Consider the following 21,640-nt stretch of genomic DNA (forward strand, 5'->3'; position numbering starts at 1 on the left):
ACTCTGTGGGTGGGGGCCACCCCCCCCCCCACCCCCCCCCCTCCCCCGCCGCGTTCCCCCCCCGGGGCGCGCCCGCCCCCCGGCGGCCCCCCCCACGGGACCGCTGCTTGAGAGTTACGGACCTGACCGGCCGGGCCCCCTCCCCTCCCCCCTCCCCCTCCCACCCTCCGCCACCCACCCACCCGCGCGCGCCCACCACCCACCTCGGCCGCCTCGGCCACCTCACCCACCCACCCGCCCGCCACCCGGCGCGGCCCTCTGGCACAGCCATCAGGTACAGCCCTCAAGTGCACCCCTCTGCCACAGCCCTCCAACCCTCGCCACCCTCCGCCGGCTGGGCACCGGGCCCGGTGCCCAGCCTTGCGGGGTGTGCGGTGTCAGCGCCGGACCGGGCCGTTCTCCTTCCGCATCGACTTGGTGATCGTCTTCCACTTCTTCAGCCGCGCCGAGGCGAGCCGGGCGTCCGACCGGGACGCGATCCACTCGTTCTCGCGCTGGAGCTTGCGGTAGCTCTCCCACCTCCGCTGCGGCAGCGTGCCCTCCTCCAGCGCGGCCTGGACGGCGCAGCCGGGCTCGGTGTGGTGGCCGCAGTCGTGGAAGCGGCACTCCTCGGCCAGCTCGGCGATGTCGGCGAAGGCCAGGTCCACGCCCTCACCGCCGTAGAGGCCGACTTCGCGCAGTCCGGGGGTGTCGATGAGCACGCCGCCCCCGGGCAGCGCTATGAGTTCGCGGGTGGTCGTGGTGTGGCGTCCCTTCTGGTCGACGTCGCGGGCGGCCTGGACGGTCATGACAGCCGCGCCCGCGAGCGCGTTGGTGAGGGTGGACTTGCCGACGCCGGACTGCCCGATGAGGGCGGTGGTGCCGGGGGTGCAGGCGCGCAGGACGTCCATGCCCTCCCCGGTCTCGGCGCTGACGACGAGCACGGTGACGCCGGGGGCGACGCCTTCGACGTCGGCGCGGATGAACTCGGCGTCGTCGACGAGGTCGGCCTTGGTGAGGACGACGACGGGTTCGGCGCCGGACTCCCAGGCGAGGGCGAGGAAGCGTTCGATCCGGCCGAGGTCGGGGTCGGCGGCGAGGGAGGCGGCGATCAGGACGGTGTCGACGTTGGCCGCGAGCACCTGGCCGTCGGAGCGCTTGCCGGCGACCTTGCGGATGATCGCGGTGCTGCGCGGCAGCAGCGCCGTGACCGCGGCCATGGGCTGGGCGTCGAGGTCGACGGCGGCCCAGTCGCCGGTGCACGGGCAGTTGATCATGTCGGCGTCGCCGACCGGCCGGGTGTCGAGCCGGACGGTGCGCGCTTCGCCGGTTTCGGGGTCGGCCAGGACGGCGTCGCACTGGCCGCGGTCGACGCGGACGATGCGGGCCGGGACGAGACCGGCCTCGGCGAGCGGGTTGAACAGCTCGTCGAGCTCGGCCGTCCAGCCGTAGCCGGACAGCGCGGCGGAGAGCTCAGAGCTCTCGGCGTGCTCAGGGCGCTCGAAGTGCTCAGAGCGCTCGGCGTGCTCAGGCAGCTCGATGTGCTCAGCGGCCGGGGAGGACGAGGAGGAAGAAGAGGGGTACGACGGAACGGAGGCAGCGTTGAACAACGCAGTGGGCCCTTCGGGAGGAGATGATCCCGGCGGGCTGCGGCTGGCTCGGAACGTCAGCCGGCGGCCGGGAAAAGGAGGTGATCGCGCGTGCTGCCCAGGGCAGCTATCGGGGCAACGACGGCCATGGGGCTCACCTCCTGCTCTCTACTCCTCGGGCGGCCCGAAGAGGGCGCCCGAACCGGACGGGAGAAACGCTAGCGAAGAACAGTTCCCGCGCCAACAGGTTTTTGACCTGCGGAAATGCGCGGGTGAGGGCGGGATCAGCCGCCGTAGCGGTGCTTGAGGTTGGGGTCGTCCAGCCACCAGGGCCGCATCCCGGTCTCCTCTTCCTCCTCGCGACCCTCCGCGCGCGCCTGGGCCGCCGCCTCCTCGAAGCGGGCGTCCAGCTCGGCGTCCACGGCCTTGATCTCCTCGCGCCCCTGCACCACCATGCGCCGCACGAGCGCGGCCAGGAACGGCAGCCCGACGAGGTCCCCCAGCACCCAGAAGGCGTTGCCGCCCCAGGTCTGGTCCTGCGCGAGGCTCGGCCCCCAGGGCCGCCCGAGGGCGACGTAGTGGTGCTCGGCGACGAGGTGGCCGCCGTAGATGAGGACGATCCCGAGCCCGGCGTCGAAGATCACCTCGGCGAAGGTGATGAACAGCCCGACCAGGTGCGGGTACTCGTGCCCGACGGGGTCGATCTGGAGCCGCGGCCAGAAGTAGGCGAGCCCGAGCAGCACGAGCACCAAGTGCAGCACGAGGTTCCCGGCGCCGCTGGAGACCGACCACTCGTACCAGGGCGTGAAGTAGAGGAGCCACGGCGGCGCCATCAGCAGCGCGGTCGAGACGGCCGGGAACATCAGCACCTTGGACGGCTTGCTGCGCAGCGCCCGCAGGATCCGCTCGCGCCGCCGCTCGGACGCGGACCCGACGAGCAGCGAGACCGGCGCGCCGAGCGCGAGCAGCAGCGGGACGACCATGAGCAGCAGGACGACCTGGACGGCCCGGTCGGTGAAGAGGACGCGGTCGTAGAGGCCGAGGCCGGAGCAGGTGGCCCAGATCCACAGGAGCAGCCCGCCGAGGAAGGCCGCGGTGCGGGTGGGCTGCCAGCGTTCGCCGCCGGTGCGGTGGACGGCCCGGACGGCAAGGAGGTACCAGGCGCCGAGGAGGACGGAGAGGCCGAGGACGAGGGGTTCGGCGGTCCACGAGGTGGCGAGGTCGGACCACTGCCAGGCCGGCGGCCCGCTGTAGCCGAGCGCCTGCACCGAGCCGTCCATCCGTCCGCCACCTCGTCCACGCCGTGCTGCCGCCGGCCCCGTGCCCGGGCGGGCTCGGGGTGCGCCGGGGTCCGTTCGCGGTGTCCGGCGCCCCGCCATGATGGCCGGTGGGCAGTGGATCACCGCGGCCAGGGGGCCTCTCTATACCCCACCCTGAACAAGGCTTTGCCAAACCTTGCCGAAGCTTTGCCGAGGCAAAGTTTTCGCCCCGTTCCGTCCCCATGCGCAACCGGCGGAGGGGCACGTTCGTCTGGCAGGATGCACCGTCGGCATACCGGCCACGTGGGTGACAACAAGGGGACGACAAGGGTGCAAAGCACTGCACGCGGCGAGGGCCGCCGGCTGGCGGCGCGCCACCGCAACATCGAGCTGGGCCTGCTGGCCCTCGCGGTGGCCGTCTGTGTGGCGGGACACATCGACGCCGATCTGGCGCTGACCGGCAAGATGCCGCCGAACCTGCTGATGCGGCTCCTGCCCCTGGTCGGGCTGGTGGGCGCGGCGCACATGGCGGTGCGCCGGTTCGCCCCGTACGCGGACCCGCTGATCCTGCCGCTGGGCGTGTTCCTGACCGGTTTCGGGCTGATGCTGCTGGACCGGCTGGACATCTCCTACGCGGCGGCGCACGCGAAGAAGGGCGACTTCCAGAAGCTCCCGGCCGCGCCGCAGCAGTTCATGTGGGTGTTCATCGCGGTCGTGGTGTCCCTCGCGCTGGTGGTGTTCATCAAGCACCACCGGTTCTTCCAGCGCTACGTCTACATCCTGATGGCGGGGGCGCTCGTCCTGCTGGCCGCGCCCGCGTTCTTCCCCGGGCGTCCGGAGGACTTCGGCGCCAAGCGCTGGATCCGCCTGTTCGGGCTCTCCTTCGAACCGGACGAGTTCGTCAAGGTCGCGATCACGATCTTCTTCGCCGGCTACCTGATGGCCTCGCGGGACGCGCTCGCGCTGGCCGGCCGCAAGATCTGGGGCATGACCCTGCCGCGCGGGCGGCACGCCGGGCCGGTGCTGGCGATCTGGGTGATGAGCCTGCTGGTGCTGATCTTCGAGCGCGACCTCGGCACCTCGCTGATCTTCTTCGGCATCTTCGTCGTGATGCTGTACGTGGCGACCGAGCGCACCAGCTGGGTGGTGCTCGGCCTGCTGATGGCGGTCGGCGGCGCGGCGGTGGTCGGCACCCTGGAGCCGCACGTGCACGGCCGCGTCGAGGCGTGGCTGCACCCGCTCGACATCTACAAGCCGGTGCACGACAAGGCGATCATCTCCGACCAGCCGGCCGAGGCGCTGTTCAGCCTGGGCACCGGGCACCTGACCGGGACGGGCCTGGGCTCGGGCCGGCCGTGGCTGATCGGCTTCGCCGGGCGCAGCGACTTCGTCTTCACGACCATCGGCGAGGAGCTGGGCCTGGCCGGGGTGACGGCCGTGCTGCTGGTGTACCTGCTGCTGGTGCAGCGGGGTCTGCGGACGGCGGTCGGGCTGACCGACCCGTTCGGGAAGCTGCTGGCGACGGGTCTGTCGACGGCGCTGGCGCTGCAGGTGTTCGTGGTGGTCGGCGGGGTGAGCGGCCTGGTGCCGCTGACCGGCAAGGCGTTGCCGTTCCTGGCGGCGGGCGGTTCGTCGCTGCTGGCGAACTGGCTGACGGTGGCACTGCTGATCAAACTGAGCGACTCGGCGGGGCGGACGGCGCTGGAGCCGGCGCTGCCGAGCACGGACTTCCCGGCGCAGGTGGCCTCGAAGCGCCCGGCCCAGGGCGACCAGAGGGCCGGCCAGGCCGGTCAGGGGGACGGCCAGGCCGGTCAGACCCCGGGCCGGACGCCCGCGCACGGCACGCCGTCGGGCCCGGGGTCCGAGCCCGCGCCCGAGGCGAGTGGGCAGCAGGCAGGCCGGCCGGGCGCGGTGGCGGACTTCCCGACGGCGCCCGGCTACGGCACCGCCCCGGATCCGTCCCGGCCGGACGGCACGCTGGGCGGCGGCTTCCACACGCCGGCGCAGCCGTCCGGACCGCACTCGTCGACTCCGCACTCGTCGACTCCGCAGCCGTCGACTCCGTACCCGCCCGGCCCGTACCCGCCGAACCAGAACCCGGCGACCGCCTGACGGGCCGCAAGGGCGCCCCGGAAACACCGGGACACCGGGCACACCGGGCACACCGGGCACACCGGCCGCAGCGAAGCAGCAAGCGAAGCAGCGAACGACACAGGGCCTCCCCCGCACCCGCGGGGGAGGCCCGGTCGCACGTCCTACCGCTGCTGGTCCCAGGGCGGCCGCGGCGGGTAGCCGGGCGGCGGGTACTCCGGGGGCGGGGCGGTGGGCCGGTCGCTGTCGGGCGGCGGCGGGGTGGGCCGGTGGTGGGGGCCGCCGCGGGCGGTGAGGCGGCCGCGCACGTTGTCGGCGGCGAGGACGTCGGCCCAGCGCTCGGGGTACTCGGAGGGCACGTCGACGTCGTCGCCCTCGTCCTCGCCCCACTCCTCCTCGGCGCCTTCGGCGAGGCCGAGTTCGCGGGCCCGGCGGGCGCGTTCGGCGGCGCGCCGGGCGGCGACCTCGCGGACCGTGGCCGCGGCGGCGGCCTCGTGGGCGCGCTCGTTCTCGGCGCGGGCGTCGGCGGTCTCCAGGGTGGGCCAGCGCCGGTCTATGGCGGCGTTCATGGCGGCGCCGATGAGCACGGCGAGCGCCACGACGAAGATCCACAGCAGGACGGCGACGGGCGCGGCCAGCGAGCCGTAGACGGAGGGGCCCTCGACGGAGCTGACGAGGTACAGGCGCAGCGCGACGCTGCAGAAGACGAGGACGACGAGGGCGACGAGGGCGCCGGGGATGTCCTCGCGCCAGGGCGTGGAGACGGGCACGGCGAGGTGGTAGAGCGTCGTGAGGGAGACGATCAGCAGGGCGATGGCGACGGGCCAGTAGGCGGCGCCGACGAGCCCGGCGATGCCCGGTACGGCGTTCTCGACGAGGCCGGGCCCGGCCATGAGCAGCGGCAGCACGAGGGAGCCGATGAGGAGGGCGCCGAGGTAGAGGCCGAGGGACATGAGGCGGGTCTTGACGATGCCGCGCTTGCCGTCGAGGCCGTACATGACGGTGATGGTGTCGATGAAGATGTAGAGGGCCCTGGAGCCGGACCACAGCGAGAGCAGGAAGCCGATCGAGATGAGGTCGGGCCGGGTGGTGTCGAACACCTGGTTGAGCAGCGGCACGACGACGTCGTTGATGGAGGAGTCGGAGAGGACCGTCCCGGAGGCCGAGACGATGTCGTGCTTGAGGCGCTCGATGGTGCCGGCGCCGAGGACCTGGTCGAGGTAGCCGAGGGTCGCGGCGAGGCCGAGGAGCAGCGGCGGGATCGACAGCAGGGTGAAGAAGGCCGCCTCGGCGGCGAGGCCGGTGACCCGGTACTCGACGCAGGTGTTGGTGGTGTCCCGGACCAGTTCCCACGCCGTGCGGCGCCAGGTGGCCTGCTTGGCCGCGCGCCGGGAGCCCTTGCCCCGGCGTCGGGAGGGCCGCTCGGGGTGCGGTCTGCTCGTATCGCCTGCTGCTTGCACAGGGCTAACGGTATCGGGCCGGGCCCGGCCGGTTGATCTCAGCGGGGCCCCGGGCGTGCGTCCGCCGGTTTCCGGGCGGGCGGCGGGGGGAGCGGCGGGAACGCGGCGGCGTCCCGCATTCCGAAACCACAGCGTCCATGATGCGGACGTTAGTGGACCGCGAGTCGTGCGCCGTGCGAATCTCTTGCCATGCCTAGCGCCGGAACCACCCTGGTAGGTCGACTCCACGTCGATCTCCTTCGCGTGTCCAGCGCCATCTGTCCGGTGACCTGAGCCCCACCCCGCCGCCACCACCGCACCCCGGCGCCACCACCTCGCCATCCCCGCCGACGTGGATGCGCACGGCGCCCGCCCGGCCCGGTCACTGCCCTCACGGTCCTGAGAAACAGCAGGTCACAGGAGCACCGCCCGGTCGAGCACGCCCAGCGACCCACCCGGCGTCAGAGCCACCTGCCCCGAAGGACTTCACCATGGCCACCTCCCCCGAGACCGTCGAGCCCACGGCCGACAGTGCCGCCGAGCGCCGCCCCGCCGGGGTCCGCAAGGTGACCCGCCACCGCGGTGAGGGCCAGTGGGGCATGGGGCACCACACCCCGCTGAACGCCAACGAGCAGTTCAAGAAGGACGACGACGGTCTCAATGTGCGGACACGCATTGAGACGATCTACGCGCACCGCGGCTTCGACTCGATCGACCCGGCCGACCTGCGCGGGCGGATGCGCTGGTGGGGGCTGTACACCCAGCGCAAGGAGGGCATCGACGGCGGCAAGACCGCGATCCTGGATCCGCACGAGCTCGACGCCGAGTACTTCATGCTCCGCGTGCGCGTCGACGGCGGCCGGCTGACCGTCGCCCAGCTGCGGGCGATCGCCGAGGTGTCCGAGCAGTACGGCCGCAACACCGCCGACCTGACCGACCGCCAGAACGTCCAGTACCACTGGATCCGGATCGAGGACGTCCCGGCGATCTGGCAGAAGCTGGAGGCCGTCGGCCTGTCCACCACCGAGGCCTGCGGCGACACCCCGCGCGTCATCCTGGGCTCGCCGGTGGCCGGCGTCGCCGAGGACGAGATCATCGACGGCACCCCCGCCATCGAGGAGATCCAGCGCCGCTTCATCGGCAACCCGGACTTCTCCAACCTGCCGCGCAAGTTCAAGTCCGCGGTCTCCGGCTCCCCGCTGCTCGACGTCGCGCACGAGATCAACGACGTCGCCTTCGTCGGCGTCGTGCACCCCGAGCACGGTCCCGGCTTCGACCTGTGGGTCGGCGGCGGCCTGTCCACCAACCCGAAGCTCGGCGTGCGCCTGGGCGCCTGGGTCCCGCTGGAGGACGTGGCCGACGTCTACGGCGGCGTCATCGGCATCTTCCGCGACTACGGCTACCGCCGCCTGCGCAACCGCGCCCGCCTGAAGTTCCTCGTCGCCGACTGGGGCCCGGAGAAGTTCCGCCGGGTGCTGGAGGACGAGTACCTCGGGCGCGCGCTGACCGACGGCCCCGCGCCCGCCGAGCCGGCCGGCCGCTGGCGCGACCACGTCGGCGTCCACAAGCAGAAGGACGGCCGCTTCTACGTCGGCTTCGCCCCGCGCGTCGGCCGGGTGGACGGCAAGCTGCTCGGCCAGATCGCCGACCTCGCCGAGGCCCACGGCAGCGACCGGGTGCGCACCACCGCCGAGCAGAAGATGCTGGTCCTCGACATCGCCGAGGACCGGGTCGAGTCGCTGGTGGCCGGCCTGGAGGCGCTCGACCTGCGCGTCACGCCGTCGCCGTTCCGCCGCGGCACGATGGCCTGCACCGGCATCGAGTACTGCAAGCTCGCCATCGTCGAGACCAAGGAGCGCGGGCGCACCCTGATCGACGAACTGGAGGAGCGCCTTCCGGAGTTCGCCGAGCCGCTGACCATCAACATCAACGGCTGCCCGAACGCCTGCGCCCGCATCCAGGTCGCCGACATCGGCCTCAAGGGCCAGCTGGTCACCGACGAGCACGGCGACCAGGTCGAGGGCTACCAGGTGCACCTGGGCGGCGCACTGGGCCTGGAGGCCGGGTTCGGCCGCAAGGTCCGCGGCCTGAAGGTCACCAGCGCGGGCCTGCCCGACTACGTCGAGCGGCTCCTGACCCGCTACCAGGCCGACCGCACCGAGGACGAGCGCTTCGCCCAGTGGACGGCCCGGGCCACCGAGGAGCAGCTCTCATGAGTGAGCGAGCCGCACCGTTCTTCTGCCCGTACTGCGGGGACGAGGACCTGCGCCCCTCCGAGGCCGGGCACGGCTCCTGGGAATGCCACGGCTGCCGCAGGGCCTTCCAGTTGAAGTTCCTCGGCCTGCTGTCGCCCGCCGCCGCGGGGGGACCGAGCGAAGGGGGAAGCGCAGTTGACCGGCACGACGACTGACTACGAGGCGATCGCGACCGCCGCGGGCCGCGACCTGGAGGAGGCGACCCCGCAGGAGATCCTGCGCTGGGCCGCCGACACCTTCGGCAAGCGGTTCTGCGTCACCTCCTCCATGGAGGACGCGGTCGTCGCCCACCTCGCCTCCTCGGTGTTCCCCGGCGTGGACGTGGTGTTCCTGGACACCGGCTACCACTTCGCGGAGACCATCGGCACCCGGGACGCGGTCGCCGCGACGATGCCGGTCAACGTCATCACGCTCACGCCGCTGAGGACCGTGGCCGAGCAGGACGCCGAGCACGGGCCGCACCTGCACGACCGCGACCCGGACCTGTGCTGCTCGCTGCGCAAGGTCGAGCCGCTCAACCGCGGCCTCGGCGCCTACGACGCGTGGGCGACGGGCCTGCGCCGCGACGAGTCGCCGACCCGGGCGAACACCCCGGTGGTGTCGTGGGACCCCAAGCGCCGCAAGGTCAAGCTCGCCCCGATCGCCCGCTGGACGCAGGACGACGTGGACGCCTACGTCGCCGCGAACGGGGTGCTGCTCAACCCGCTGCTGTGGGAGGGCTACACCTCGATCGGCTGCTCGCCGCTGTCCTGCACCCGCAAGCCCGCCGAGGGCGAGGACGCGCGGGCCGGCCGCTGGTCCGGCTCCGGCAAGACCGAGTGCGGCATCCACCTCTGAACCTCCGAACCACCCTCAACCGACCAGAAGGAACCCCACCGTGACGACAGCCGACACACCGGCCGCCAACGGAGCCGCAGAGGCGGCCCGCGCGGCCGCCCCCTGCGAGCGCGGCGCCACCGTGTGGCTGACCGGGCTGCCGAGCGCGGGCAAGACCACGCTCGCCTTCGCCCTCGCCGAGCGGCTGCGCGCCGAGGGCCACCGGGTCGAGGTCCTGGACGGCGACGAGATCCGCGAGTTCCTCTCCAAGGGCCTCGGCTTCTCCCGCGAGGACCGGCACACCAACGTCACCCGGATCGGCTTCGTCGCCGAGAAGCTGGCCGCCAACGGCGTCAAGGTGCTCGCCCCGGTGATCGCCCCGTTCGCCGACTCGCGCGCCGCCGTCCGCGAGCGCCACGCCGCCGCCGGCACCGAGTTCCTGGAGATCCACGTCGCCACCCCGGTCGAGCTGTGCGCCGAACGCGACGTCAAGGGCCTGTACGCCAAGCAGGCCGCCGGGGAGATCTCCGGCCTCACCGGCGTCGACGACCCGTACGAGGCGCCGGAGCACCCGGAGCTGCGCCTCCAGACGCAGGGCCGCGCGGTCACCGAGTCCGCCGCCGAGCTGCACGCCTTCCTGACCGAAAGGGGCCTCGCATGACCACCGCGACCCAGCACACGGTGCAGGCCGACGACACCCCGTTCGCGCTGTCCCACCTGGACGCGCTGGAGGCCGAGTCGGTGCACATCTTCCGCGAGGTCGCGGGGGAGTTCGAACGCCCGGTGATCCTCTTCTCCGGCGGCAAGGACTCCATCGTCATGCTGCACCTGGCGCTCAAGGCCTTCCGGCCCGCCGCGGTGCCCTTCTCGCTGCTGCACGTCGACACCGGGCACAACTTCCCCGAGGTCATCGCCTACCGCGACCGCGTCGTCGCCGAGCACGGCCTGCGCCTGCACGTCGCCCACGTCCAGGACTTCATCGACCGCGGCGTCCTGCGCGAGCGCCCCGACGGCACCCGCAACCCGCTGCAGACCGTCCCGCTGCTCGACGCGATCGAGACCAACCGCTTCGACGCCGTCTTCGGCGGCGGGCGCCGCGACGAGGAGAAGGCCCGCGCCAAGGAGCGCGTCTTCTCCCTGCGCGACGAGTTCGGCGCCTGGGACCCGCGCCGCCAGCGCCCCGAACTGTGGTCGCTCTACAACGGCCGGCACGCCGTCGGCGAGCACGTGCGCGTCTTCCCGCTCTCCAACTGGACCGAGCTCGACGTGTGGCAGTACATCGAGCGCGAGGGCATCGACCTGCCGGAGATCTACTACGCCCACGAGCGCGACGTCTTCTCCCGCAGCGGCATGTGGCTCACCGCCGGCGAATGGGGCGGGCCCCGCGAGGACGAGCCCGTCCAGCGGCGCCTGATCCGCTACCGCACCGTCGGCGACATGTCCTGCACCGGCGCCGTCGACTCCGACGCCACCACGATCGAGGCCGTGATCGCCGAGATCGCCGCCAGCCGCCTCACCGAGCGCGGCGCGACGCGGGCCGACGACAAGCTGTCCGAGGCCGCGATGGAAGACCGCAAGCGCGAGGGGTACTTCTAGCCATGACCAGCACCACCCAGGCCGGCATGACCCAGACCGGCACCGCCACGTCGCTGCTGCGCTTCGCCACCGCCGGCTCCGTCGACGACGGCAAGTCCACCCTCGTCGGCCGCCTCCTGCACGACTCCAAGTCCGTGCTCGCCGACCAGCTGGAGGCCGTCGCCCACGCCTCCCGCAACCGCGGACAGGCCGCGCCCGACCTCGCGCTGCTCACCGACGGCCTGCGCGCCGAGCGCGAGCAGGGCATCACCATCGACGTCGCCTACCGCTACTTCGCCACCCCCCGGCGCCGGTTCATCCTCGCCGACACCCCGGGCCACGTGCAGTACACGCGGAACATGGTCACCGGCGCCTCCACCGCCGAGCTCGCCGTCGTCCTCGTCGACGCCCGCAACGGCGTCGTCGAGCAGACCCGCCGGCACGCCGCCGTCGCCGCCCTGCTGCGCGTGCCGCACGTCGTCCTCGCCGTCAACAAGATGGACCTCGTCGACTACGCCGAGCCCGTCTTCGCCGCCATCGCCGCCGAGTTCACCGCCTACGCCGCCTCCCTCGGCGTCAAGGACGTCCTCGCCGTGCCGATCTCGGCCCTCGCCGGCGACAACGTCGTCGAGCCCTCCGCCCACATGGACTGGTACGGCGGCCCGACCCTGCTGGAGCACCTGGAGACCGTCCCGGTCGGCAGCGACCCGAGCGCCGAGCCCGCCCGTTTCCCCGTCCAGTACGTCATCCGCCCGCAGACCGAGGCGCACCCCGACTACCGCGGCTACGCCGGCCAGCTGGCCTCCGGCGTGCTGCGCGTCGGCGACGCCGTCACCGTCCTGCCCTCCGGCCACACCACCACCGTCGCCGGCATCGACGCGCTCGGCGAGGAGACCGACATCGCCTGGGCCCCCCAGTCGATCACCGTGCGCCTCGCCGACGACATCGACGTCTCCCGCGGCGACCTCATCGCGGCCGGCCCCGCCCCCGTCCCCACCAAGGACATCGAGGCGACCGTCAGCCACCTCAACGAGCGCCCGCTGCGCGCCGGGGACAAGGTGCTGCTCAAGCACACCACCCGCACCGTCCGCGCGCTCGTCAAGGAGATCTCCTACCGGATCGACATCGACACCCTGGAGCGTCGTTCCGGCGCCGACGGGCTGAACGTCAACGACATCGGCCACGTGGTGCTGCGCACCGCCGAGCCGCTGGCGCTCGACACCTACTCCGCCAACCGCCGCACCGGATCGTTCCTGCTGATCGACCCGGCCGACGGCACCACCCTCACCGCCGGCATGGCGGGCGAGGCCTTCGACACCGTACGCAGCACCGACGTCAACGACGCCACCGAAGAGGAGGACTGGGTCTGATGCCCAGCGAGGCGTTCTCGGGCATGGACAAGGAAGGCGGCCGCATCGGCAGCGGCGTCCTCGGCAGTGGCCAGGGCGGACTGACCCGATGTGTGGGCCGACAGGGCTGAGAACGCCCTGTCACCGGGCCGCCTCCCCCGCAGCCGCCCGGCTTGCCCGGCATCCGCGATGCCGCAAGCACCACCTTCCGAACTCCAGCCCCGAGACCGCCTCCTGACGGTCCGTCCGCGAACGGGACATCACCATGGCACCGATCCAGGCCCTCCTGCATACCCGCATCCGCCCCAACGCCGGGCGGATCAGACGCGCCGCCGCGGCCGCCGTCGCCGGCCTGGCGACCGTCGCCCTGCTGTCCGCGTGCAGCTACGGTTCCAAGGCCGAGGGGAAGTCCTCCGGCGACGCCGGCTCCTCCGCCGCCGGGGCTTCGGCCGCCGGCGACAAGCTCTCCGCCGACACGGTCAAGATCGGCTACTTCGCCAACCTGACCCACGGCACCGCCCTGGTCGGCCTCCAGGAGGGCCTCTTCCAGAAGGAGCTCGGCGCCACCAAGATCAAGACCCAGGTCTTCAACGCGGGCCCGGCCGAGATCGAGGCGCTCAACGCCGGCTCCATCGACATCGGCTGGATCGGCCCCTCCCCCGCGATCAACGGCTACACCAAGTCCGACGGCAAGTCGCTGAGGATCATCGGCGGTTCGGCCTCCGGCGGGGTCAAGCTGGTCGTCAACCCGGACAAGGTCTCCTCCCTCGACGACCTCAAGGGCAAGAAGATCGCCACCCCGCAGCTGGGCAACACCCAGGACGTGGCGCTGCTCAACTACCTGGCGGGCAAGGGCTACAAGGTCGACCCGAGCACCGGCGCCGGGGACGTCTCGGTGGTGCGCACCGACAACAAGGTCACCCCCGACGCCTACAAGCAGGGCTCCATCGACGGCGCCTGGGTGCCCGAGCCCACCGCCTCCAAGCTGGTCACCCTCGGCGCGAAGGTCCTGCTCAACGAGAAGGACCTCTGGCCGGACAAGAAGTTCGTGATCACCAACATCATCGTCTCGCAGAAGTTCCTCAAGGAGCACCCGGACGTGGTGGAGGCCGTGCTGCGCGGCTCGGTGAACGCCAACGCCTTCATCAAGGCCAACCCGGACAAGGCCAAGGCCGACGCCAACGAGGCCATCAAGAAGGAGTCCGGCAGCGCGCTGGAGCCGGCCATCCTCGACCCGGCCTGGGCGGACATCGACTTCCTGGACGACCCGCTGGCCGGCACCCTGCAGGCCGAGGCCGACCACGCCGTGACCGCGGGGCTGCTCAAGAAGCCCAACCTGAACGGGATCTACGACCTCGGCCCGCTGAACAAGGTGCTCGCGGCCAAGGGCCAGGCCCCCGTGGCGGACGCCGGACTCGGCGCCAAGTAGCGCCGTCTCCCCTCCAGTTCCGCGGTCCGGACCCCCGCCCGCCCGGTCGATCCCCGATCGATGCCCACCGGACGGGCGGGGCCGGACCCCGGCTCCCAAGCTCCCCGCCCCTCCCTCCTGCCCGCCGACGGGCAGGAGGGGCCCATGACCACTCACGCAGGAGGTGCCCGGATGACCTCGGCACTGACCACCTCGGCGGACGCCCCCGGCACCGCCGGCGCCGCGCCCGCGCCCGCCGTCCGGATCTCGCACGTGCACAAGTCCTTCGGCCGCCCCGGCGCGCAGACCCACGTCCTGGACGACATCACCCTCGACGTGGCGCCCGGCGAGTTCGTCACGCTGCTCGGCGCCTCGGGCTGCGGCAAGTCCACCCTGCTGAACCTCGTCGCCGGCCTCGACCGCCCCACCCGCGGCAGCATCGAGGTGCCCGGCGCCCGGCCCGCCCTGATGTTCCAGGAGCACGCGCTGTTCCCCTGGCTCACCGCCGGGCGCAACATCGAACTCGCCCTCAAGCTCGCCGGCGTCCCCCGCCCCGAGCGGCGCGCCGAGGCCGAGCGGCTCCTCGAACTCGTGCGCCTGAGCGGCTCCTACGGCAAGCGCGTGCACGAGCTGTCCGGCGGCATGCGCCAGCGCGTCGCGATGGCCCGCGCCCTCGCCCAGGGCAGCAAGGTGCTGCTGATGGACGAGCCGTTCGCCGCGCTCGACGCCATCACCCGCGACGTCCTGCACGACGAGATCACCCGGATCTGGGCCGAGCGGCAGCTGTCCGTCCTGTTCGTCACCCACAACGTGCGCGAGGCCGTGCGCCTCGCCCAGCGCGTGGTGCTGCTCTCCTCCCGCCCCGGTCGCATCGCCCGCGAGTGGCACATCGACCTGCCGCAGCCGCGGCGCATCGAGTCCGCCGGCGTCGCCGACCTGTCCATCGAGATCACCGAAGAACTGCGTGGGGAGATCCGTCGCCATGTCCAGCACTGACACCACCCCCGTCCTGGACAAGCGCGGAGCCGCCGACACCGCCGACGTCGGCGCCGGCCTGGACGCCCTGGACGCCGTCTCCGCCCGGCGCAGCTCGCTCGGCGAGGTGCTGCGGCAGAAGGCGCTGCCGCCGCTGCTCGGCGTCCTGGTCGTGCTCGCGCTGTGGCAGGGCGCGTACAGCCTGCACCTCACCACGTCCGACAAGCTGCCCAGCCCGGCGGCCGTGTGGCACTCCGCGCAGGACCTCTGGTACCAGGGCACGCTGTTCTCGATCATCTGGACGAGCGTGTGGCGCGGCCTGTCCGGCTTCCTGCTGGCCGTCGTCATCGGCACCCCGATCGGCCTGGTCGTCGCCCGCGTGAAGCCGGTGCGCACCGCGATCGGCCCGGTCCTGCAGGGCTTGCAGTCGCTGCCGTCGGTCGCGTGGGTGCCGGCCGCGGTGATCTGGCTCGGCATCAACGACTCGATGATGTACGCGGTGATCCTGCTCGGCGCCGTGCCGTCCATCGCCAACGGCCTCGTCGCCGGGATCGACCAGGTGCCGCCGCTGTTCCTGCGCGCCGGGCGCACCATCGGCGCCACCGGCCTCACCGGTGCCCGGCACGTGCTGCTGCCCGCCGCGCTGCCCGGCTACCTGGCCGGGCTCAAGCAGGGCTGGGCGTTCTCCTGGCGCTCGCTGATGGCCGCCGAACTCGTCGCCTCCTCCCCCGACCTCGGGCTCGGCCTCGGCCGGTACCTGGAGAACCAGCGCGAGTTCTCCGACATGCCGGGGGTGCTGCTCGGCATCCTCCTGATCCTGTTCGTCGGGATCGCCATCGAGCTGCTCGTGTTCACCCCGGTCGAGCGCCGGGTGCTGCGCAACCGCGGCCTGCTGGCCGCCGCGAAGTAGGGACGCACCGCATGACCGCCCTCCTCCTCATCGCCCACGGCAGCCGCGACCCGCGGCACGCCGCGACGGTGGCCGCGCTCGTCGACCGGGTGCGGGCGCAGCGGCCCGGGCTCGACGTCGCGACGGCGTACCTGGACCACTGCGCGCCGCGGATCCCGCAGGTGGTCGGGCGGCTCGGGGCGGCGGTGGCGGTGCCGCTCCTGCTGAACCGGGCGTTCCACGCCAAGCACGACATCCCGGCGGCCCTGCGCGCGGCGGGCGCGGGGCTGCCGGTGGCGGACGTCCTCGGTCCGTCGCCGCTGCTGCTCGCCGCGCTCGACCGGCGGCTGGCGGGGGCGGGCCTGGACGTCGCGTCGGCGGCGGTGCGGGCCCGCACGGGCGTGGTGCTCGCGGCGGCGGGTTCCTCCGACCCGGCGGCGGACGCCGCCACCCGCGCGGTGGCCGCCGAGTGGCGCCGCACCCGCGGCTGGGCCGCGGTCGAGGTCGCCTACGCGGCCGGCACGGGCCCCCGCGTCCCCGAGGCCCTGGCCGCCCTGCACGCCGCGGGCGCCGCGCGCACCGCCGTGTCCCCCTACCTCCTGGCGCCCGGCCGCCTCCCGGACCGTATCGCCGAGGCGGCCACCGAGGCCGACCTTTGCGCCGACGTCCTGGGCGCGGCCCCCGAACTGGCCACCCTCCTCCTGGAGCGCTACGACGAGGCCCTGCGGACGTCGCGAGCAATCCCCGCCCTCACGGCCTGAGCCCGCGAGCCGACGGTCACCTCACAGCCTTCCTGCCCAGTGCGTCTCCTCGGCGTCCTCAACGGCCGCCCAGCGGCGCGCCCGCTTGAGGTGGCGTTCGAGCGCCGGCACCGGCTCGGCCGGCTCGGCACTCATGATCTCCTCCTCGGTCAGCTCGTGCGTCTCGTAGTACTCGGCGATCGCTTCGAGATCCGCTTCACTGTCGGTCATCCTTCGCCACCCTCTCCTCCATGCGCGACGGCACTCTCGACAGGATGCTGACGAACGGCCGCATCTCTCAAGTCGTGTAATCCCGAAGGGTGATGACGCCCAAGGTCACCAGGCTGCCGCTGGCCACGGTGCGCCCCTGAGCGCCGCCGACACCTCATGGGCGGACGGGCGGTTGCGGCTGCTCGCGCCGGCCCCCGCCACGGTCTGAGCGCGGCCCTGAATGCGGCCCGACGACGGCGAATACGGCGAAGGGCGCCCTCCGGAGTCCCGGAGAGCGCCCTTCCGCGCGTGTGTGTGCGTCAGTCGAACGTGCGGCGCTGGCGGCCCGTCCCGTAGTTGGAGCCGGACTTGGCGCCGCTTCCGGGCTTGGCACGGCCGGAGGAGCGGCCGATGAAGCCGGCCGCCTGCGGGCGCTCGCCCTGGGCCTGGGCGGCGGCGCCCATGCGCTGCTTGGGGCGGGGGCGGCGCGGGTTGCCGTTCATGTCGACGTCGGCGGGCAGCCCGGAGCGCTTGCCGGGGCGGCGGCGCGGGGCGCCCTTGCCCTCGGCCTTGGGCTTGGCGTCGGCCTCGGCGGCGGGCACCGGGACGGCGACGGTGACGGCGACGCCGCTCGGGGTGCGGGCGCCGGTGATCTTGGCGAGGTCGGCGTCGCCGGGGCGGACCTTGGTGACGGTCGGGCGGATGCCGGCGACCGTCATCAGCCGGTTGACCTCGCGGCGCTGCTCGGGCAGGACGAGGGTGACGACCGTGCCGGACTCGCCGGCCCGGGCGGTGCGCCCGCCGCGGTGCAGGTAGTCCTTGTGGTCCACCGGCGGGTCGACGTTGACGACGAGGTCGAGGCCGTCGATGTGGATGCCGCGGGCGGCGACGTTGGTGGCGATCAGCGCGGTGACGTGGCCGTCGCGGAACTGGTCGAGGACGCGGTTGCGCTGCGGCTGGGACTTGCCGCCGTGCAGCGCGGCGGCCTTGACGCCGTTGGCGAGCAACTGCTTGGCGAGCCGGTCGGCGCCGTGCTTGGTGTGCACGAACATGATCAGGCGGCCGTCGCGGGAGGCGATGTGCGCGGTGGTGGACGCCTTGTCGGCCGGGTCGAGCTGCAGGACGTGGTGGTCCATGGTGCTGACCGCGCCGGCCGAGGGGTCGACCGAGTGGGTGACCGGGTCGGAGAGGAAGCGCTTGACCAGGCGGTCGACGTTGCGGTCCAGGGTGGCGGAGAAGAGCATCCGCTGCCCGCCCTCGGCGACCTGCTCCAGCAGCTTGGTGACCTGCGGCAGGAAGCCCATGTCGGCCATCTGGTCGGCCTCGTCGAGGACGGTGATCGCGACGTCGGACAGGATGACGTCGCCGCGGCCGATCAGGTCGTCGAGCCGGCCGGGGGTGGCGACGAGGACCTCGGTGCCACGGCGGACGGCGTTGGCCTGGCGCCCGATCGACATGCCGCCGACGACGGTGGTGATCCGCAGGTTGACGGCGGTGGCGTAGGGGGTGAGCGCCTCGGTGACCTGCTGGGCGAGCTCGCGGGTGGGCACCAGCACGAGCGCGAGCGGGTGCCGGGCGTCGGCGCGGCGCCCGGCGGTGCGGGCGAGCAGCGGCAGGCCGAAGGCGAGGGTCTTGCCGGAGCCGGTGCGGCCGCGGCCGAGCACGTCGCGCCCGGCGATCGAGTCGGGCAGCGTGGCGCCCTGGATCGGGAACGGCTCGGTGACGCCCTCGCGGCCGAGCGCGGACAGGATCGCCTTCGGCAGGTCGAGCTCGGCGAAGGTGGCCGCCGGGGGCCGCGACGGGGTGCCCTGGACGACGGTGAAGTCGGCGGGCGCGGCGGCGGTGGCGCGGGAGGTCTTGGGGGCGCGGGATCCGGCGGTGCGGGATCCGGCGGCGGGGCCGGCGCCGGTGCGGCCGCGCGGCTTGCGGGTGCGCGGGGCGCCTTCGGTGCGGGCGCCCTCGGAACGGGCGCCGCGGTCGCGCGGCGTGCGGGCAGGGGTGGTCACGGGTTCTCCGTCGGTCGGTCGGCGGCAGCCCGGGGTACGGGCTGGTCGGCCGTCGGTGGGAGATACGCCGCCCCGGCCGTATGGCGGCTTCTGCCGCCGTGTGGCGGCATGCGCGAGGGCCCGCACCGAGCGGTGCGGGCCCCCGCTACGCGAGATCGCGAGTCAGCTCGGGGGCTGGACTCAGATGACGCGGATGTTCTCGGCCTGCGGGCCCTTCTGGCCCTGGGTCACGTCGAACTCGACCTGCTGGCCCTCGACGAGCTCACGGAAGCCCTGAGCAACGATGTTCGAGTAGTGCGCGAACACGTCCGGGCCGCCCTCGGCCTGCTCGATGAAGCCGAAGCCCTTTTCGCTGTTGAACCACTTCACGGTGCCGGTAGCCATAACCGTCTCCTCTAAAACTGGGGCATCAGGGATCCACACCGCGTGAACCCCTAAGTAGCCGCGATCCCCATCCGGAGACTGAAACACCGGACAAAACAAATGCGCCTGTTGGTTGGGACCAGCAGGCGCACACAAGCGTTCATGGGAACCAAAACTGCAACTGGTTCGACTGTAGCACGGGGACACCCCGATTGACCGGGGGATTTTGTGCTCTGGAGATCACGTTTGCGGGCCCCGGGAAGCGGGCAGGCGGCGCCCCGCCGAAGCGGGACGCCGCCTGTGGACCACCGGGTCGGTCCGGTGGGCCGCACCCGTGGTCCGGCCCGGTGAGTCGGACCACCGGGTCGGACCAGTGGGCCGGGTCACCCGGCCGGACGAGCCGGCCGGACGGGTCGGCCGGGCGCTCAGCGCCGCCCGGCCGGCTCCGGCACGCCGTGCGCGTCCTGGAGCGGCACGGAGCCACCGCCGTGGCCGCCGCCGTCCCCGTGGCCGGGCCACCAGGCGCGATGGCCCAGCAGCGCGGTGAGCGACGGGGTGAAGAACATCGCCATCACGAAGGCCGCCAGCACGATGCCGAAGGCCAGCGAGAAGCCGAGCTCCATGAACAGGACGTTGCCCGCGAGCATGAAGGTCGCGAACGAGGCCGCCAGGATGAAGCCCGCCGCTGCGACCGTCGGGCCGCCGTGCTTGATGGCCTCGCTGGCCGCCTCGCGCGGGCTGCGGCCCTCGCGGGCCTCCTCGCGGAGGCGGGCGATGATCAGGATGTTGTAGTCGGTGCCGATCGCCACCACGAACAGGTAGATGAAGATCGGCAGCATGAACATCAGACCCGGCTCGCCCTTGATGTTCTGGAACAGCAGGGTGGTGGCGCCGAGGGTGCCGCCGAAGCCGAGGCCGACCGAGGCCATCAGGTACCAGGGGGCCACGACGCTGCGCAGCTGCAGGCCCAGGATGAGCATGATGAGCAGGGCCGCGATCGGGAAGACCAGCGTGTAGTCGTGCACCATCGCGGTGTTGATGTCCTTGTACACCGAGGTGATGCCGCCGACCAGCGACTTCGAGTCGGCCGGGGCGGCCGCGTGGGCGGCGTCGCGGACCTTCCCGATGGTGTCGATCGCCTTGTTGGAGGCCGGGGCGTCCTTGAGCAGCACGGTGAAGTCACCGGTGGTGCCGTCGGCGCTGATCGCCTTGTTCTCCGCGCTCGGCGTCACGACGCCGGCCACGCCGTCGACCGCGCCGAGCTTGCCGGCGAAGTCCTTCAGGGCGGCGTCGCTCAGCTTGGCGCCGTTGGTGGAGGTCAGGTAGACGTGGCTCGGGTCGGCCGCGCCGGCCGAGAAGGCCGTCATCAGCTTGTCCTGGACGACCATCGACTCCTTGTTCTTCGGCATGGAGCTGCCGGCGAGGTCGTAGGTGCCGTTGTAGTTGAGGCCGGCCAGGGCCAGCACCACGAGGACGCCGCCGGAGACCAGGGCGACCAGGCCGGGCTTCTTGCCGGTCATCCGGCCGAGCGCGGCGAAGCGGGCGTTCTTGGGCTCCTGCATCCACTTCTTGCCCGGCCAGAACACGGCCTTGGACGGGATGACGGTGAGCACGGCCGGGGCCAGGGTCAGCGAGACCAGGGCGGTCGCGACGACGGCGATGGCGAGCGCCGGGCCGAGCGCGGTGAACATGCCGAGGCTGGAGAGGATCAGCACCGCGAAGGCCACGGCGACCGCGCCAGCGGCGGAGGCGATCGCCTCGCCGACCCGGCCGACGGCGTTGGCCACGGCGGTCTTGCGGTCCTCGCCGGTGCGCAGCCGCTCGCGGTAGCGGAAGGCGAGGAACAGGAAGTAGTCCGTGCCGACGCCGAGCACGACGATGATCAGGATCGCCGAGGTCATCGGGGAGGACTTGAGGTCGAACATCTTGATCGCGTCGGCGATCAGGCCGTTGGCCACCGGCATCGCGATGACCAGCGAGAGCAGCACCGGCAGGATGCCCGCGAGGATGCTGCGGAAGATGATGCCGACGATCAGGATGACGAGCAGCAGGCTGCCGAGCATGACGATCATGTCGGTGGCGCCGGAGGCGTCCTGCTGGTCGAGGCTGCTGGCGGCCTGGCCGCCGACCTGGAACTTCAGGCCGGTGCCGTCGGCGAGCTTGGAGCCGTCCTCGCGCAGCTTCTTGGCCGCGTCGGTGTACTCCTTGTCCTGCATCTTGGACTTGTCGATGGCGACCATGGACAGCGCGTACTTGCCGTCCGCGGACTTCGCCTTCTCGGAGACCGGCAGGATCTGCTGGACGGCCGGGATGTTCTCGTCGGTCAGGCCCTTGACGACCTTCTCCATCGAGGTCTGGTCCTCGGCGGTGAGCTTCTGGCCGTCGTTGCGCTCGAAGAGCAGCAGGGCGGCGGGGGTGAAGCTCGACGGGAACGCCTGCTCCTGGAGCTGCGCCGCCTGGATCGACTCGTAGTGCTTGGGCAGGAACGCGGACTCGTCCGTCTGCGAGGTGACGGCGGGCGCGCTCGCGACGATGGCGATCATCGCGACGACCCACGCCGCGATCACCCACCAGGCGCGGCGGACGACGAAGTGTCCTAGTCGGTGGAACATGCTCGTGATGCCTCCTGGGCATGGTTCACCGCAGCCCTTGGGGACGGGACGCCGGGCGACGGCAGGACCGGCCGAGGACGCGCGC

19 protein-coding genes are annotated in these 21,640 nt (G+C 72.6%); 12 read left to right on the forward strand and 7 right to left on the reverse strand.

The genetic code is table 11. The features are described from left to right. Positions 1-377: 377 nt before the first annotated feature. Together rsgA and ACFVU9_RS08055 are read right to left on the reverse strand one after the other, a co-directional pair. Positions 378-1,439, reverse strand: coding sequence for a ribosome small subunit-dependent GTPase A (rsgA, locus tag ACFVU9_RS08050; RefSeq protein ID WP_380441041.1), 1,062 nt, complete (start codon positions 1,437-1,439; stop codon positions 378-380). Between the two features lie 413 nt (positions 1,440-1,852). Continuing rightward, a complete protein-coding gene (locus ACFVU9_RS08055) occupies positions 1,853-2,848 on the reverse strand; it encodes a cytochrome c oxidase assembly protein (protein ID WP_387591141.1) in 996 nt (331 codons plus the stop codon). Positions 2,849-3,157: 309 nt separating this feature from the next. On the opposite strand from ACFVU9_RS08055, the gene ACFVU9_RS08060 reads away from it, so the two are divergent. After that, positions 3,158-4,939: an FtsW/RodA/SpoVE family cell cycle protein gene (locus ACFVU9_RS08060; protein ID WP_387591144.1), complete on the forward strand. Its 1,782-nt coding sequence runs from the start codon at positions 3,158-3,160 to the stop codon at positions 4,937-4,939. Positions 4,940-5,082: 143 nt separating this feature from the next. Here ACFVU9_RS08060 and ACFVU9_RS08065 read toward each other — a convergent pair whose 3' ends face one another. Further along, a complete protein-coding gene (locus ACFVU9_RS08065) occupies positions 5,083-6,378 on the reverse strand; it encodes a YihY/virulence factor BrkB family protein (RefSeq protein WP_380440932.1) in 1,296 nt (431 codons plus the stop codon). A 189-nt stretch (positions 6,379-6,567) separates the two neighbouring features. Between ACFVU9_RS08065 and ACFVU9_RS08070 the strand changes: the two genes are divergently transcribed. From ACFVU9_RS08070 to ACFVU9_RS08120, 11 genes are all read left to right on the forward strand, one after another. Further along, positions 6,568-6,651, forward strand: coding sequence for a putative leader peptide (locus tag ACFVU9_RS08070; protein WP_310593185.1), 84 nt, complete (start codon positions 6,568-6,570; stop codon positions 6,649-6,651). A gap of 197 nt (positions 6,652-6,848) precedes the next feature. Further along, positions 6,849-8,573, forward strand: coding sequence for a nitrite/sulfite reductase (locus tag ACFVU9_RS08075; protein ID WP_387591147.1), 1,725 nt, complete (start codon positions 6,849-6,851; stop codon positions 8,571-8,573). After that, entirely contained in the window at positions 8,570-8,767 is a 198-nt protein-coding gene (locus tag ACFVU9_RS08080) for a hypothetical protein (protein WP_380440937.1), read from the forward strand. Before ACFVU9_RS08075 ends, ACFVU9_RS08080 begins: the two co-directional genes overlap by 4 nt. Then, entirely contained in the window at positions 8,748-9,449 is a 702-nt protein-coding gene (locus ACFVU9_RS08085; RefSeq protein WP_380440940.1) for a phosphoadenylyl-sulfate reductase, read from the forward strand. Before ACFVU9_RS08080 ends, ACFVU9_RS08085 begins: the two co-directional genes overlap by 20 nt. Before the next feature lie 40 nt (positions 9,450-9,489). Then, the gene (cysC, locus tag ACFVU9_RS08090) at positions 9,490-10,089 is read left to right on the forward strand and encodes an adenylyl-sulfate kinase (RefSeq protein ID WP_387591150.1); all 600 of its coding nucleotides are present in this window, start codon (positions 9,490-9,492) and stop codon (positions 10,087-10,089) included. Next, positions 10,086-11,024 (forward strand): sulfate adenylyltransferase subunit CysD, encoded by a 939-nt coding sequence (cysD, locus tag ACFVU9_RS08095; RefSeq protein ID WP_380440943.1) that lies wholly within the window; start codon positions 10,086-10,088, stop codon positions 11,022-11,024. Before cysC ends, cysD begins: the two co-directional genes overlap by 4 nt. 2 nt (positions 11,025-11,026) lie before the next feature. Next, a complete protein-coding gene (locus ACFVU9_RS08100) occupies positions 11,027-12,373 on the forward strand; it encodes a sulfate adenylyltransferase subunit 1 (RefSeq protein ID WP_380440946.1) in 1,347 nt (448 codons plus the stop codon). A gap of 244 nt (positions 12,374-12,617) precedes the next feature. Continuing rightward, positions 12,618-13,781 (forward strand): aliphatic sulfonate ABC transporter substrate-binding protein, encoded by a 1,164-nt coding sequence (locus ACFVU9_RS08105; protein ID WP_380440948.1) that lies wholly within the window; start codon positions 12,618-12,620, stop codon positions 13,779-13,781. Positions 13,782-13,952: 171 nt separating this feature from the next. Then, positions 13,953-14,756 carry an ABC transporter ATP-binding protein gene (locus ACFVU9_RS08110; RefSeq protein ID WP_380492873.1) on the forward strand — a complete coding sequence of 268 codons (804 nt, stop codon included), beginning with the start codon at positions 13,953-13,955 and terminating at the stop codon, positions 14,754-14,756. Continuing rightward, on the forward strand, positions 14,743-15,645 hold the full coding sequence (locus ACFVU9_RS08115; protein WP_380440950.1) for an ABC transporter permease: 903 nt from the start codon (positions 14,743-14,745) through the stop codon (positions 15,643-15,645). Before ACFVU9_RS08110 ends, ACFVU9_RS08115 begins: the two co-directional genes overlap by 14 nt. Positions 15,646-15,656: 11 nt before the next feature. Continuing rightward, the gene (locus ACFVU9_RS08120; protein ID WP_380492709.1) at positions 15,657-16,385 is read left to right on the forward strand and encodes a sirohydrochlorin chelatase; all 729 of its coding nucleotides are present in this window, start codon (positions 15,657-15,659) and stop codon (positions 16,383-16,385) included. Between the two features lie 21 nt (positions 16,386-16,406). Here the strand turns inward: ACFVU9_RS08120 and ACFVU9_RS08125 are convergent, their stop codons facing one another. The 4 genes from ACFVU9_RS08125 to ACFVU9_RS08140 all read right to left on the reverse strand — a co-directional run bounded on the left by ACFVU9_RS08125 (position 16,407) and on the right by ACFVU9_RS08140 (position 21,555). Beyond that, positions 16,407-16,595 carry a hypothetical protein gene (locus tag ACFVU9_RS08125; protein WP_387591156.1) on the reverse strand — a complete coding sequence of 63 codons (189 nt, stop codon included), beginning with the start codon at positions 16,593-16,595 and terminating at the stop codon, positions 16,407-16,409. A 299-nt stretch (positions 16,596-16,894) separates the two neighbouring features. Next, complete coding sequence (locus ACFVU9_RS08130; protein WP_387591159.1) at positions 16,895-18,580, reverse strand: DEAD/DEAH box helicase; 1,686 nt, start codon at positions 18,578-18,580, stop codon at positions 16,895-16,897. Positions 18,581-18,760: 180 nt separating this feature from the next. After that, entirely contained in the window at positions 18,761-18,964 is a 204-nt protein-coding gene (locus ACFVU9_RS08135) for a cold-shock protein (RefSeq protein ID WP_218202470.1), read from the reverse strand. Positions 18,965-19,368: 404 nt separating this feature from the next. Continuing rightward, positions 19,369-21,555, reverse strand: a complete 2,187-nt coding sequence (locus ACFVU9_RS08140) for an MMPL family transporter (RefSeq protein ID WP_380440961.1) — start codon at positions 21,553-21,555, stop codon at positions 19,369-19,371. Positions 21,556-21,640: the final 85 nt, after the last annotated feature.

The sequence above is a fragment of the Kitasatospora sp. NPDC057936 genome (genome assembly GCF_042887525.1).
Lineage (GTDB): Bacteria > Actinomycetota > Actinomycetes > Streptomycetales > Streptomycetaceae > Kitasatospora.

Bases quoted from the DNA above. Each gene is read 5' to 3' on its own strand.
- ACFVU9_RS08055 (WP_387591141.1), bottom strand. From the start codon at position 2,848: ATGGACGGCTCGGTGCAGGCGCTCGGCTACAGCGGGCCGCCGGCCTGG.
- ACFVU9_RS08070 (WP_310593185.1), top strand. From the start codon at position 6,568: ATGCCTAGCGCCGGAACCACCCTGGTAGGTCGACTCCACGTCGATCTC.
- ACFVU9_RS08075 (WP_387591147.1), top strand. From the start codon at position 6,849: ATGGCCACCTCCCCCGAGACCGTCGAGCCCACGGCCGACAGTGCCGCC.
- ACFVU9_RS08080 (WP_380440937.1), top strand. From the start codon at position 8,570: ATGAGTGAGCGAGCCGCACCGTTCTTCTGCCCGTACTGCGGGGACGAG.
- cysD (WP_380440943.1), top strand. From the start codon at position 10,086: ATGACCACCGCGACCCAGCACACGGTGCAGGCCGACGACACCCCGTTC.
- ACFVU9_RS08100 (WP_380440946.1), top strand. From the start codon at position 11,027: ATGACCAGCACCACCCAGGCCGGCATGACCCAGACCGGCACCGCCACG.
- ACFVU9_RS08105 (WP_380440948.1), top strand. From the start codon at position 12,618: ATGGCACCGATCCAGGCCCTCCTGCATACCCGCATCCGCCCCAACGCC.
- ACFVU9_RS08110 (WP_380492873.1), top strand. From the start codon at position 13,953: ATGACCTCGGCACTGACCACCTCGGCGGACGCCCCCGGCACCGCCGGC.
- ACFVU9_RS08115 (WP_380440950.1), top strand. From the start codon at position 14,743: ATGTCCAGCACTGACACCACCCCCGTCCTGGACAAGCGCGGAGCCGCC.
- ACFVU9_RS08120 (WP_380492709.1), top strand. From the start codon at position 15,657: ATGACCGCCCTCCTCCTCATCGCCCACGGCAGCCGCGACCCGCGGCAC.
- ACFVU9_RS08125 (WP_387591156.1), bottom strand. From the start codon at position 16,595: ATGACCGACAGTGAAGCGGATCTCGAAGCGATCGCCGAGTACTACGAG.
- ACFVU9_RS08135 (WP_218202470.1), bottom strand. From the start codon at position 18,964: ATGGCTACCGGCACCGTGAAGTGGTTCAACAGCGAAAAGGGCTTCGGC.
- ACFVU9_RS08140 (WP_380440961.1), bottom strand. From the start codon at position 21,555: ATGTTCCACCGACTAGGACACTTCGTCGTCCGCCGCGCCTGGTGGGTG.